General features: G+C 66.7%; 11 protein-coding genes. 4 read left to right on the forward strand and 7 right to left on the reverse strand.

What is annotated here, in order from left to right; translation table 11 throughout:
- Position 1: 1 nt before the first annotated feature.
- Genes AAV94_RS11830 through mltB form a run of 4 tightly spaced genes read left to right on the forward strand, consistent with a single transcriptional unit; the run spans position 2 to position 5,126 of the window.
- On the forward strand, positions 2-922 hold the full coding sequence (locus AAV94_RS11830) for an AAA family ATPase (RefSeq protein WP_046742440.1): 921 nt from the start codon (positions 2-4) through the stop codon (positions 920-922).
- A 9-nt stretch (positions 923-931) separates the two neighbouring features.
- The gene (locus tag AAV94_RS11835; RefSeq protein WP_046742441.1) at positions 932-1,906 is read left to right on the forward strand and encodes a DUF58 domain-containing protein; all 975 of its coding nucleotides are present in this window, start codon (positions 932-934) and stop codon (positions 1,904-1,906) included.
- Positions 1,907-1,925: 19 nt separating this feature from the next.
- Positions 1,926-3,968 carry a transglutaminase family protein gene (locus tag AAV94_RS11840; protein ID WP_046742442.1) on the forward strand — a complete coding sequence of 681 codons (2,043 nt, stop codon included), beginning with the start codon at positions 1,926-1,928 and terminating at the stop codon, positions 3,966-3,968.
- Positions 3,969-3,983: 15 nt separating this feature from the next.
- Entirely contained in the window at positions 3,984-5,126 is a 1,143-nt protein-coding gene (gene mltB, locus AAV94_RS11845) for a lytic murein transglycosylase B (RefSeq protein ID WP_231731382.1), read from the forward strand.
- A gap of 70 nt (positions 5,127-5,196) precedes the next feature.
- Here mltB and AAV94_RS11850 read toward each other — a convergent pair whose 3' ends face one another.
- The 7 genes from AAV94_RS11850 to AAV94_RS11885 all read right to left on the reverse strand — a co-directional run bounded on the left by AAV94_RS11850 (position 5,197) and on the right by AAV94_RS11885 (position 13,515).
- Complete coding sequence (locus AAV94_RS11850) at positions 5,197-6,282, reverse strand: NAD(P)H-dependent flavin oxidoreductase (protein WP_046742443.1); 1,086 nt, start codon at positions 6,280-6,282, stop codon at positions 5,197-5,199.
- An 88-nt stretch (positions 6,283-6,370) separates the two neighbouring features.
- The gene (locus tag AAV94_RS11855) at positions 6,371-7,333 is read right to left on the reverse strand and encodes a hypothetical protein (RefSeq protein ID WP_046742460.1); all 963 of its coding nucleotides are present in this window, start codon (positions 7,331-7,333) and stop codon (positions 6,371-6,373) included.
- A gap of 4 nt (positions 7,334-7,337) precedes the next feature.
- The gene (locus AAV94_RS11860; protein WP_046742444.1) at positions 7,338-8,246 is read right to left on the reverse strand and encodes a LysR family transcriptional regulator; all 909 of its coding nucleotides are present in this window, start codon (positions 8,244-8,246) and stop codon (positions 7,338-7,340) included.
- A 135-nt stretch (positions 8,247-8,381) separates the two neighbouring features.
- Positions 8,382-9,155: an SDR family oxidoreductase gene (locus tag AAV94_RS11865; RefSeq protein WP_046742445.1), complete on the reverse strand. Its 774-nt coding sequence runs from the start codon at positions 9,153-9,155 to the stop codon at positions 8,382-8,384.
- A 131-nt stretch (positions 9,156-9,286) separates the two neighbouring features.
- Positions 9,287-10,528, reverse strand: a complete 1,242-nt coding sequence (locus tag AAV94_RS11870) for a molybdopterin molybdotransferase MoeA (RefSeq protein WP_046742446.1) — start codon at positions 10,526-10,528, stop codon at positions 9,287-9,289.
- Positions 10,529-10,569: 41 nt separating this feature from the next.
- The gene (gene mobA, locus AAV94_RS15375; RefSeq protein ID WP_197408068.1) at positions 10,570-11,652 is read right to left on the reverse strand and encodes a molybdenum cofactor guanylyltransferase MobA; all 1,083 of its coding nucleotides are present in this window, start codon (positions 11,650-11,652) and stop codon (positions 10,570-10,572) included.
- 63 nt (positions 11,653-11,715) lie between these two features.
- The gene (locus tag AAV94_RS11885) at positions 11,716-13,515 is read right to left on the reverse strand and encodes an acyl-CoA dehydrogenase C-terminal domain-containing protein (RefSeq protein WP_046742447.1); all 1,800 of its coding nucleotides are present in this window, start codon (positions 13,513-13,515) and stop codon (positions 11,716-11,718) included.
- Between the last annotated feature and the right edge of the window lie 76 nt (positions 13,516-13,591).

A 13,591-nucleotide genomic window follows, 5' to 3' on the forward strand; every position in this document is an offset into this window, starting at 1 on the left:
AATGGCTTTTCACGCGCAAATCAACGCCGTACTGGCGCAGCTCAACGGCCTCATCGTGGGCAAGTCCGACCAGGTGCGCGACTGCGTGACCTGCCTGCTGGCTGGCGGCCATCTGCTGATCGAGGATGTGCCTGGCGTGGGCAAGACGACACTGGCGCACGGGCTGGCCCACACCTTGGGCCTGCAGTTCTCGCGCGTGCAGTTCACCGCCGACCTCATGCCCAGCGACCTGACGGGCGTGTCGGTCTACGACCGTGCGCGGGAAGGCTTCGTATTCCACCCCGGGCCGATCTTTGCGCAGATCCTCCTGGCCGACGAAATCAACCGTGCCAGCCCGAAGTCGCAGAGCGCGCTGCTCGAGGCCATGGAGGAGTACCAGGTCACCGCCGAAGGCAGTACGCGGGCGCTGCCGCAGCCTTTTTTCGTCATCGCCACGCAGAATCCGCGCGAGCAGCTGGGCACCTACCCGCTGCCGGAGTCGCAGCTGGATCGCTTCCTGATGCGCGTCTCACTGGGCTATCCGGACCGCGAGGCCGAGCGCCGCATCCTGGCGGGCAACGGCCATCGCCGCAAGGCGCAGGAGCTGCTGCCGCTGCTGGATGCCACCGAGTTGCTGCGCATCCAGCAGGCCGTCACAGAAGTGCATGCGTCCGCGCCGCTGCTGGACTACGTGCTGGATCTGGTCGAGGCCAGCCGCAATGGCCAATGGTTCGTGCAGGGCCTGAGCCCGCGTGCGGCCATTGCGCTGCTGCGCGTAGCCAAGGCGCGCGCCTTCATTGAGGGACGTGCGCATATCTCGCCCGACGATGTGCAGGACACCATCGTGCAGACCGTGGCACACCGGCTGGTGCCGGTGGCCCAGTCCGGCCGCAGCCCCGTCGCCCAGGTGCAGGCCATGGTTGAAAGCGTCCCGCTTCGCTGAGGACCGGTCATGGCTGTTCACGCCCTGCGGCAACGCCTTGATGCCTGGCTGCGCGGCCGCATGCCGGCCACCGACGTCTGGACGCTGACGCAACGCAATCTCTACGTGCTGCCCACCGGCACCGGCTGGATGCTGGCCGTTACATGCACGCTGCTGCTGGTCGCCTCGGTCAACTACCAGATCAACCTCGGCTTCCTGTTCACCTTCATGCTCGCGGGCGTGACCTTCGTGAGCATTCTGGTGGCGCATGGCAACCTGCGTGGCCTGACGCTGCGGGCGCAGCCAGCGGCACCTGCGTTCGCGCACCAGGCCCCGGTGCTGACGCTGCACGTGGACAGCGGCCCCGCCGCCAGAAAGCGCTTTGCCGTGCAGCTACAGGTGCGTGATGCGGCAGACTCGTGTGGGCAGGTGCTCGATCTCGCCCCGGGCGAGCAGGCCTTGGTGGAGCTGCCGCTGCCGCCGCTGCCGCGTGGCCTGCACGCCTGTCCTGTCATCACCGTGCAGACGCACTATCCACTTGGCGCATTCCGGCTCTGGTCGTTGTGGCAGCCTGCCACGCAACTGCTGATCTATCCCGCACCGGAGCCAAACGCTCCGGCGCTGCCGCACAGCCGCTCTGCAGGCTTGGCTGGCGTGGCGTCCACGCGCGCCGAGGCATTCGAGTACGACGGCTTTCGCGCCTACCAGCGCGGCGACCCGATGCGCACGATCCTCTGGAAGAAAACCGCCACCGCGCTGGCAACCGGGCATGGCGACTGGGTACGGCGCGACCAGGCGCAAACCGGTGCCACCGAGCTGTGGCTGGACCATGCCGCCACGGGCCTGCAGCAGCCGGAGGCAGTGCTGGCGCGCCTGTGCGCATGGGTGCTGCAGGCCGATGCAGCCGGCCTGCGCTACGGGCTGCGGCTGCCGGGCCATCAGCTGGCGCCGGATGCCGGCGCCGCCCACAGACATGCCTGCCTGCGGGCATTGGCCCTGCAATGACGCGGATGGAGCCAGCGCGATGAACTTCCTTGTGCAACGCTGCAACCGGCTTTCGCGCACCACGCGCGACGAGCTGTTTCTGCTGGCGGTACTGACATTGCTGACGCTGCAGATGGCGCGCGCCCTGCCACTCTGGGCGGGTGCCTATGCCCTGTCCCTGCTCGGCTGGCGTGCCTGGATCAGCCTGCGCAGGCAGGCCCTGCCGCGGCGCTGGACGGTCATAGCCCTGCTGTTGCTGGGCATGGCAGGCGCTGCATGGGAGCTGGTGGCGCAGCGTTCGATATCCGGTGCGGCACTGGTGTTTCTGCTGCTGCTGCTCGCGCTCAAGACGCTGGAGTTGCATGCCCGCCGGGATGCGCTGGTGCTGTTCTTTCTGGGGTTTTTCTGCATCGTCACCACCTTCCTGTTTGCGCAGACCATCTCCGTGGCACTGCTGATGCTGCTGGTCTTCTGGGGTCTGCTGACGGCCGTCATCAATGCGCAAAAGCCCGTGGGCCGGCCCCCGATTGGCGAGGCGGCACTGGCAGCAGCCAGGCTGGTGGCCATCGGCCTGCCACTGATCGCCGTGCTGTATGTGTTCTTTCCCCGCTTTCCACCGCTGTGGGGCATTCCGAACGCGCCGGTACAGGGTGTGACCGGGCTGTCGGGTGCAATGGAGGTCGGCACGATTGCCGATCTGGCACAGAACCGTGCCATCGCGCTGCGCGTGCAGTTTGCGGCCGATTCGCCGCGACCGCGTCAGGCACAGATGTACTTTCGCGGGCCAGTGCTTTCGCGCTTCGATGGCAGGCGCTGGACGGCAGGGGACGCCTATCCCCTGATGCCGCAGGCCCCTGCCGGCAGCAGCCAGAATCCAGTGGTTGCTGCTGGCACGCCTGTGCGCTATGAGGCCATCATCGAGCCGCATCGCCAGCGCTGGCTGCTGCCACTGGAGCTGTTGCCCGCAGCCATCGATGACAGCATGCCGAACTTCCTCGACCAGGAGCTGGTCTGGCACAGCGTGCGTCCGGTCAACAGCGCCTTGCGTTACCAGGCACAGGCTTATCTGCAGAGCCAGGTTGCGGCACAGGCGCAGCCAGCGCAACTGCGACGCTATCTGCAGCTGCCCGAATCGGGCAACGCCCGCACGCGCGCCTGGGCGCAGCAGCTGCGCGCCAGCTATGCGCCTGGCCATGGCGACCGTGCCCTGGCTGAACACGTTCTGCGCACGCTGCACGAGCAGGACTACCACTACACCCTGCAACCGCCGCTGTACGGCGACGACACCGCCGACGCATTCTGGTTCGTGCACCGTGCAGGCTTTTGCGAACACATCGCCTCGGCCTACGCGGTGCTGATGCGCGCTGCCGGCATTCCTGCGCGCATCGTCACCGGCTACCAGGGCGGCGAGGCCAATCCCTACGACGGCGTGTGGACGGTGCGCCAGTCCGATGCGCACGCTTGGGTGGAAATCTGGCTGCCGGGCGAGGGCTGGGTGCGCATCGATCCGACGGCAGCAATTGCGCCGCAGCGCATCAACCTCACGCAGTCGGAAGCGCTGGCGCAGCAGGGCAGTGACACACGCACTGGTGGCTACAGCAGCGCCTTCAGCTGGCTGGCGCAGTACCAGGCAGTGCGCGACGCCATCGACTACCGCTGGACCCAGTGGGTGCTCAACTACGACCAGCGCAACCAGCGCACGCTGCTGCAACGGCTGGGCCTGCGCAGCAGCAGCTGGTTGGCCATTGCCCTGACGGCAGTGGTCGTGATGGGCGTGACCACGCTTGGCTTCCTGCTGCTGCCCTGGCTGCGCAGCCGCCGACGCGATCCCTGGCAGCGCCTGCTGCAGGACACCCGCGCCCGGCTGGAGGCCGCAGGTCTGCCGCTGCCGCCGCATACGCCGCCGCGGCGCATGGCACAGGCGGCCGACAGGTTTTTTGGCGCCGCCGCAGCGGATGTATCACAATGGCTCATCGCGCTGGATGCTCAGCGCTACGGCACGCATGCCGATGCGTCCGTGGCCGCACTGGCGCGCCGCTGGCATCACCTGCAATGGCCAGGCGATGCACATCCACCGAAGTAGCCTGAGATTGTCGTTTTGCCTGTTCACGCCCGCCGTTGCCACCTGATTGCCCTTCCCTCGCGCCGTTTGGTTGCCGCTTGCGCCGCCCTGGCGCTGGCCATGGTTGCCGCGCCCACTGCCAACGCCCAGCCCGCGCCGCAGGCAGCCAGTGCGCAGGAGGCGCAGCAGCGGCAATGGCGCATGCAGCTGCAGACCTTCGCCGGCAGTCTGACCGACGATGCGGAACTGCCAGCGCAGTGGGTCGCCCAGGTTTTGGGCCAGGCCCAGTACAACGCGCGCGTCAAGCGTCTGATGACGCCAGCGCCCGGCACCACGACCACCGTGCGCGACTGGCAGGCCTACCGCGCGCGCCTACTCACGAGCGCCCGCATCGAATCGGGCGTGATGTTCTGGCGGCGCCATCAGCGCACGCTGCAGGACGCCGAGTTGCGCTGGGGCGTGCCTGCCAGCGTCATCGTCGGCATCATCGGAATCGAGAGCTCCTACGGCCAGAACACCGGCAACATTCGCGTGCTCGATGCACTGGCGACGCTGGCCTTTGACTACCCTTCAGAACACCCACGGGCACTGGAGCGCGCCGACTACTTTCGCCGCGAGCTCGTGCAGTTTCTGCGCATGGCGCGCAGCAACGGGCTTGACCCGCTGCAGCTCAGAGGCAGCTATGCCGGTGCCATGGGCATTCCGCAGTTCATGCCCTCGAGCTGGATGCTTTACGGACAGGATTTCGACGGCGATGGCCGCGTCAACCTGATCGACAGCCCGGAAGATGCCATCGGCTCGGTAGCCAACTACCTTGCCGCGCACGGCTGGCGCGCCGGCCAACCCGCGTACTTCGACGTGGCGCTGCAGGCCGACGACGCGCAGAAAGCGGCCTTGCTGGCACCCAGTATCCTGCCGACCTTTGACCAGCCCGGCCTGGTGGCACTGGGCGCGCAGCTGCTGCCGGCTGGCCAGCGCTACGACGGGCAGATGGCGCTGATTGAACTGCGCAACGGTGCGCAGCCGGCCGAATATGTCATCGGCACGGAAAACTTCTACGCTGTCACCCGCTACAACCAGTCCAGCTACTACGCGCTGGCGGTGCTGCAGCTGGGCGAGGCGGTGCAGCAGCGCCTGCAGCAGCAAGCCACTTCCGTGGCGCCTCCGGCGAATTTCTAGGAGCCCGTTCACCCCCTCGTGCGCTGCGCTCGCGACCGGCGCAGGGCGAGAAAAGATCGTAAACAGGTTCTCAGGATCCGGCCGTTGCTGTCACCCCTTGCGCCTGCCATTGCTGCACCAGCGTTGCCACCAGCTGCGCCGCGGGCAGCGCACGCGCCAATGGCGCAGCCTGCCCGGCCCAATGCGCAGCGTAATCGTGGCAGCCGTGCTGCACGGCCACCTGATGCAGGGCCTTGGCAGCGCTGTAGGCCACCGGGTAGTCCGGCAGCGCCGGTGCATCGGCACGGGCACCGAGCGCGTGCAGGCGGCCTGCAATGCCACGTGCCGGCCTGCCAGAAATGGCACTGGTCACGGCGGTTTGCAGCGCCTGGTCGCTCTGCAGCGCCGCGCGGTAGGCGGCACTGGCAGAGGATTCGGGGCAAAGGATGAATGCCGTGCCCAGCTGCACAGCGGCAGCGCCCAGCCGCAGGGCCGCAGCCATGCCGGCGCCGTCCATGATGCCACCTGCCGCGATTACCGGCACGGGCAGGCGCGCGGCCAGCATGCGCACCAGTGCGAAGGTGCCCAGCATCGGATCCTGCGCGGGATCGAAACAACCGCGGTGCCCGCCCGCCTCGGCGCCCTGCGCAATCAGAATGTCAATGCCGCTGCGCACGATCTGCGCGGCCTCCTGGACGTTGGTGGCACAGGCCATGGTGACGATGCCGACCTCGCGCAGCGCGTCGATGGCGCTTTGCTCCGGCAATCCGAAATGGAAGCTGACCACCGCCGGACGCAGTGCCAGCAGCATCTGCAGTAGTTCCACATTGCCGACCAGGGTGGCATAGCCCTCCTGCAGCGCCGTCGGCGGTTGCGCGCCGAAACGCCGAAACTCGGGCGCCAGAAACTCCAGCCAGGCGCGCTCACGCGCCGCGTCGCGGTGGGCCGGGCGGTGGCAGAACAGATTGACGTTGAAGGGCCGACTGGTGCGCTCACGGGTCTGGGCAATCAACTCTGCAGCCTGCGCTGCGGTGCACGCGCCCAGCCCCAGCGAGCCCAGCGCACCAGCCTCGCTGACGGCAGCCGCCAGCGCCGGGGTACTCACGCCCGCCATGGGCGCCTGTATCAATGGCCAGGTGATGCCCAGCCGAGCCAACAGCGATGCGGATGCCGCCATACGTGCCTTTCATGATCTACCAGCGAAAGTCCCATTATGCGTGGGTCGCGCGGCGCAAAGGATGCGTCAGGGGTAGTGAGGCCGGCCGCTACGGAAACAGGCGCCTAGCCAGCGCAGCCAGCAGCACGATGGCCAGCAGCTCGACCACCGACTGCAATACGATGGTCGTGCGCGTCAGCGCAAACGCATCACCGAGCGCCCAGGCCAGCGGCAGCATCACAAAGGAGTTGCGTGTGGCAAGACTGATGAGGAGGGTGCGTGACTGCGCCATCGGCAGGCGCGCCAGGCGCGCCAGCAGCCATGCCAGCGGCACGGTCAGCGCAGCAAAGAGCGCAAACACGAGCAGTGGCTGCCACAGGCGTGCATGTGCCTGCATGATGGCCTGCGGCTGTCCGGCGGCGGCCAGTACGATCACCAGGGCCAGCAGCGGCACCGGCCACCAGCCCGTTTGCGCCAGCCGCCGCTGTAGCATGGGTCGGCCCCGCGCACAGCGCTGCAGCAGCCATGCCAGTGTCAGCGGCAAGAGGATCAGCAGCACGGCAGCGCCGATCACGCGCGGCTGCCACAGCAGCTGCGCCACATCGGCCTGTAGCAGCCAGTGCGCGTACAGCGGCAACAGCAACAGCTGCAGCAGCAGCGACAACGGCGTCCACGCTACCGCGCTGGGCACATCACCTCCGGCGCTGGCGGTAAAGGTGATGAACCAATCCGTACAGGGCACGCACAGTACGAGCACGACAGCCAGCTGCACCGCCGGCAGGGGGCCGGCCAGTGGCAACAGCATGGCCACCACCAGTGGAATGGCGACGAAGTTGCCGATCAGCAGTGTCAGTAACAGTGGCCGGTTGCGCAGCGCCTGCGGCAGTGCCGCCACCGGCGTTTGGGCAAAAGTGGCAAACAGCAACGCAGCCAGCAATGGCCACCCCAGGGCATCCAGCACGGGAACCCACTGTGGCTGGGCCACGCCCAGCAGCCAGCCCAGCGCGATTGCCAGCAGATAGCACAACAGCTGATTGCGCTCCAGCCAGTCGCGGGAGGGGATCAGGGCCATGCGTTCAGCCCGGGGCATGCAGATGCGGCCGCAACAGCTCCTGCATCCACGCGATGAACAGGCTCAGACGCCGCGAACGCTGCCTCCGGTGCGGGTACAGCACGGTGACGGGCATCGGCGCCGGCAGCCAGTCAGGCAGCACCTCCTTCAGTTCCCCGCAGGCCAGCAGTGCGGCAACGTCGTAGCGGGGGACCTGAATCAGCCCGAGACCGGCCCGGCAGCAGGCCAGATAGGTTTCGGCATTGTTGACGGTGACGCGGCAGGGCAGCGTCAGACTGTGTGAACGACCCTGTGCATCAAGGTAATCCCAGCTGGCGGTCTTGCCAGTGGCGGACTGGTAGCCAATGGCCCAGTGCTGCAGCAGATCATTGGGCTCCAGCGGCATGCCGTGGTGCTGCAGATAGGCCGGATGGGCGCAATTGACCATGGCGACGGCGCCCAGTGGACGGGCCACCAAGCTGCTGTCCTCAACCGGCCCTATGCGGACTACGCAGTCCACGCCATCCTCGGCCAGATTGATGCTGCGGTCACTGGAGCCCAGCGTCAGGCTCAACCCCGGGTAGCGGCGCAGCAGCTCTGGCAGCGCCGGCGCCACCAGCTTGCGGGCCACGCGGCTGGGCACGTCGATGCGCAGGTGACCGGCAACGCTGCGCTGCTCGGGCTGGAACAGCTGCTCCAGCGCCTCGGCTTCCTCCAGCAACGGACGCAGCCGCTCCAGCAGGCGCACGCCATCGGCACTGAGACTGACCTGCCGGGTGGTGCGATGCAGCAGCCGGGTGCCCAGCACCTGTTCCAGCTGCTGCACGGCGGTCGAGACAGTGGCTCGCGGCAGGTTCAGCGCGGCCGCCGCGCGCGTGAAACTGCGCGATTCGCTCACCTGCATGAAGATGCGGTACTGCTCCAGCCTGTCCATGGCGCGCCTGCTCCTGCGGGGGGTGCCGTGGCGCGACCCGGAGCTGGCCGAGCCGCTGCTTGCCCGCAGCACTGTCCAAAGGGCCAATTATGACGCCTGCCGTGGCGCTGGCGCATCCGCACCTTCCGCGCTCTGCTACTTGGTGGTGTAACCGCCGTTGATCAGGATTGTCTGGCCGGTGATCCACCAGCCATCGGTTACCAGATGCCGGATGAACGGCACGACATCCTCAATGTGCGTCAGGCCCGTGGGGCTGAACGGCGACAGGGCCGCTGCGGTCTTGTGGTAGGCCACGGCATCCTCGCCTTCGGCGGGATAGAAGAACGGCGTGTCCATCGGGCCAGGGCCGACGGCGGTGACGGAAATGCCACGTGCGCCGAATTCCTTGGCGGCTGCACGGGTATAGTGCTCCACAGGCGCCTTATTGCCGGCGTAGGCTGCATAAAACGGCGTAAAAGCCCCCAGCAGTGAGGTGACAACGGTCACGATCTTGCCGTGGTCGGCCAGTTGCCGGCCCGCCTCGCGCAGGAACAGGAAGGCGCTCTTGTTGTTGACCGCATCCATCGCGTCGAATTCGGCCTCGCTGATCTCGACGATGGGCTTTTTCAGCACCTTGCCCACGGTGTTGATCGCCACATCGATCTGGCCGAAACGCGCTTTGGCATCGGCAAACAGTTGTTCAACAGCCGCGCCATGCGTCAGGTCTGCCTGAAAGGCCAGCGCATCGGCCCCCTGTGCTTTGACAGCCTGCACGGTCGCCTCGGCATCGGCACGGGTAGTGTCGCTGTTGTAGTGCACCACCACCGCCTTGGCGCCCTGCTGGGCAAAGTCCCGGGCGATCAGGCCGCCGAGATTCTTGGCGCCACCGGCAATAAGAACGACTTTTCCACGCAATGAATGGTCGGTCATGAGAGGGCTCCTGTCTGGTCTGAAAACAAGCTTCAGAGTCTAAAAGTGGCCCTCGTGCGGATAAACCGTCTGCGGCTGAATGAACTTGTCGAATTTCCAGAACAAAACGACAGTTTGTTGACTGATTCTGGCTAGTGAACCGGCGCCAGTTGGTCAAACAGCGGATAGACCGTCAGCCAGTCGCCTTCCGCGATGCAGGCACCGGGGGCGGTTTCCGCCAGAGCGTTGGCTTGCGCCACTCCCGAGAGCATGTTCGAGCCCTGCCTGGCCACCGGCGTGGCCCGCCAGCCTTGCGCATCCTGCGTCAGCACCACGCGCACGAATTCGCGGCGCGGTTCCGGCCGGCTGCGGCCAAAGCCGGCACGCGCCTTGAACTGCAGCGGCCGTGCCTGGTCCACTGGCCAGCCAGCCAGGCGCCGCAATGCCGGTAACGCCAGCTGCTGGAACGTCACCAGGCTGGAAACCGGGTTGCCAGGCAGCATGAAGACGTGGCAATCCTTCGCGGGGCCGGAAATATGCCCCCAGGTAAAGGGCTTGCCGGGTTTGATGAACAGGCGCCACTGGATCAGCGTGCCCACTTCGGTCAGGGCGTTTTTCAGATGATCCTCCTCGCCGACCGAGACACCGCCGGAGCACAGGATGGCATCGGCCTGCTGCGCTGCCTGCTGCAGCGCGTCGCGGGTGGCATCGAGCCGGTCGGGCAGTGCGCCGCCATCGGTGACGGCAAATCCCAGTGCCCGCAGCCAGGTGATCAGCATCACGCGGTTGCTGTCGTAGATCTGGCCGGACTGCAGCGGCTGGCCGGGCTGCACCAGTTCGTTGCCGCTGGAGAACACGGTCACGCGCAGCTGCGCCACTACGGGCACTTCGGCATATCCCTGAATGGCCAGCAGACCAATGGTGGCAGGATTCAGCCGCTGTCCCTGTCTGAGCAAGGTATCGCCCGTGCGCAGCTCCTCGCCGCGGCGGCGGATATGCTGGCCCGGCTGGATCTGGGCATCGGCGGCCAGTGTGATGGTGTCCGCCTCGCGCTGCACGTGCTCCTGCATCACGACCGAGGTGGTTCCCGCGGGAATCGGCGCACCGGTGAAGATGCGCGCGGCCTGGCCCGGCTGCAATGCCACGCCAGCCGCATCGTCACCTGCGGCAATGCGCTGCACGACCTGCCACTGGCCGAGCGCATCGCCATGGATGGCATAGCCGTCCATGGCGCTGTTGTCAAAGGCCGGCACGTCCAGCCGCACCGGTACGTCGCTGGCAAGCAGGCGGCCGTTCAGTTGCGCCAGCGCGACGGTCTCGCTGCGGTCGATGGGGCGGTGCGTCTGCAGCAAGGTGGCAAGCGCGTCGTGGTAATCGAGTAGGGCGTTGGACATGGAGTTCGCAGTTCGGAAAATGGAAAAGGGCGCAGTGCCCGTCACGCGCGCTGCAATCGCTGCAGCGTCGCGGGGTCATTGACGTTGATGAAAGCCTGTGCATCCTCGAAGAAGACGCGTTCATAGCCGTGCTGGGTCAGCCAACCGCGAATGCTCAAGTCGGACTGGTGCGCCACAGGCGCTCGTGCCAACAGCCCCAGCAGCATGGCGGGCCGACACAGCAGAACACTGGGGTGCGGGCCGTCGGCCGTTTCGGCGATGACCGCAGGCGCCGCATCCGGGGTGAACAGCGTCTGCGCCAGTCTGGCCACCAGGTCTGCTGGCAGACGCGGCGTGTCGCACGGCACGACCAGCAGCGCATCCAGATGCGGCGGTAAATGTGGTGCGCAGCTGGCCAGCCCGGCCAGCGGCCCCAACCCCTGCCATGCTTGCGCATCCGGAAATACCGGCCAGCCTAGCGCCTGGTATTGCGCCAGCGCATCGTTGGCACTGATGGCCAGGTAGCCAACTTGCGGCTGGATGGCACGCACGACATGCTGCACTAGCGGCAGCCCATCGAGCGGCAGCAGCCCCTTGTTACGCCCGCCCATGCGACGACCCTGGCCGCCAGCGAGAATCAGCGCGCCGATGCGCCGCCCACCTGCAGCCACGCCAGCAGGCGCGACCATCCAACGCTGCTGGGCCGCCTGGTCGCTCGATTTGGCCTCGACCCAGTGCGCCTGGCCATCGGCAAAGCACTCCTGCTTCCAGAAGGGCGCCTCGGTCTTGAGGTAGTCCATCACGAAGGCGTTGGCCTCATAGGCATCACGGCGGTGCGCACTGGCCGTCTCGACCAGCACGATGGGCTCGCCCACGGCAATGTGGCCAACGCGATGCACAACGCGCACCGCCTGCAGCGGCCAGCGCTGGCGCGCCTGGGCAACGATGCGTCCGATTTCCGCCTCGGTCACCCCCGGGAAGTGCTCCAGCACCAGATGGCTGAGCGCAGCGCCACGCGCATCATTGCGTACGCGCCCAACGAAGCGTACCACCGCACCACACTGGGCCAGCTCCGCGGGGGCCTGCTCCGGCACCCGCGCATCGGTCAACAGAATGGGTTGGTCTTGAATCTGAACTGTGAACACACGGCATCCTCGGGAACGCGAAACAGACGCCAAGCATAGCGCCCGCGCAAGCCGTTTGCCCGCTCACGCCAGTGTGTGGCTGGTCTTGAGGATGGTATTGGCGTGGGCCTGCAGGCGCTTGAGCGGTGTTTCCACCTCGGGCAGCAGGCGCGCAAAGTAAAAGCGCGCCGTCTCGATCTTGGCCGGATAGAGCGGATCGTCACGGCCGTCGGCGATCGCCTGCAATGCCGTCTGGGCTGCGCGGGCCCACAGCCAGCCAAAGGTCAGGTGACCGGCAATGCGCAGGTAATCGACCGCTGCCACACCGACTTCATCGGGATTGCGCTGCGCCCGTGCGCCAATGGCCTGCGTGACCTCGGTCAGGCGCTCGCCCAGATCCTGCAACGGCAGCAGAAACTCGGCCATCTTCGGATTGTCTGCGTGCTCGGCGCCCCATGCGGCAATCTTCCTGCCGAACTGCGTCAGGGCCTTGCCGCCATCGCCCAGCACCTTGCGGCCCAGCAAGTCCAGTGCCTGCACGGCGTTGGTGCCTTCGTAAATCAAGTTGATGCGGGCATCGCGCACCAGCTGCTCCATGCCGGTTTCACGGATGTAGCCATGGCCGCCAAATACCTGCTGGCAGCCGATCGTGGCGGCCAGTCCGTTGTCGGTCAAGAACGCCTTGACGATGGGCGTCAGCAGTGCCAGCTCGGCCTGCGCGCCGGCGCGCTCGGTCTCGTCCTCGGCCGCGTGCGCCTTGTCCAGCAGCACACCGCAATAGGCGCTGAGCAGGCGACCGCCTTCGGCATAGGCCTTGGCAGTCAGTAGCTGATGGCGCACGTCCGGATGCACGATGATCGGGTCGGCGGGTTGCTCGGGGGCCTTGGGCCCGGAGAGCGCGCGCATCTGCAGGCGCTCCTTGGCGTAGGCCAGTGCATTCTGGTAGGCGATCTCGGTCAGCCCCAGCGACTGGTTGCCCACGCCCAGGCGTGCCGCATTCATCATCACGAACATCGCCGCCAGCCCTTTATGCGGCTGACCCACAAGGTGACCGACAGCGCCCTCAAGACTCAGCTGCGCCGTGGCGTTGCCGTGGATGCCCATCTTGTGCTCCAGCCCGGTGCAGAAGATCGGGTTGCGCGCGCCCAGCGAACCGTCGTCGTTGACGAGATACTTGGGTACCACAAACAGGCTGATGCCCTTGCTGCCTGCCGGAGCATCGGGCAGGCGCGCCAGCACCAGGTGCACGATGTTCTCGGCCATGTCATGCTCGCCCGCGCTGATAAAGATCTTGCTGCCGGTGAGCAGATAGCTGCCATCGGCCTGCGGCTCGGCCTTGGTGCGCAGCAGGCCGAGATCGGTGCCGCAGTGCGGCTCGGTCAGGCACATCGTGCCAGTCCACTCGCCACTGGTCAGCCTGGGCAGGTAGCGTTGCTTGAGTGCGTCACTGCCGTGGGCATGCAGGGCCTCATAGGCGCCATGGGAGAGGCCGGGATACATCGTCCAAGCCTGGTTGGCGCTGTTGAGCATCTCGTACAGGCATTGGTTGACGACAAACGGCAGGCCCTGGCCACCATAGGCCGGATCGCAGGACAGTGCCGGCCAGCCGGCCTCGACATACTGCTGGTAGGCCTGTCTGAAACCGTCGGGGGTCTTGACGCTGTGGCTTTGCTTGTCCAGCGTGCAGCCCTGCAGATCGCCGATGCTGTTGGTGGGCGCAACCACCTCGGCGGCAAACTTGCCGGCCTCCTCCAGTATGGCGTTGCAGGTATCGCGGTCGAAATCGGCAAAGCGCGGCAGCTTCTGCAGCGTTTCCACCGCACCGAGCACCTCGTGCAGGGCAAAGTGCATGTCGCGCAGCGGGGGGTTATAGGTCAATGGCATGGTCTTGTCTCCTTGTGATGGTTGTCACTCTCATTGCCGATGCATCGCGCGGGCAGACCGCCGTCGCGTGCACCAT

This window comes from Lampropedia cohaerens (assembly GCF_001005215.1).
GTDB lineage: Bacteria > Pseudomonadota > Gammaproteobacteria > Burkholderiales > Burkholderiaceae_C > Lampropedia > Lampropedia cohaerens.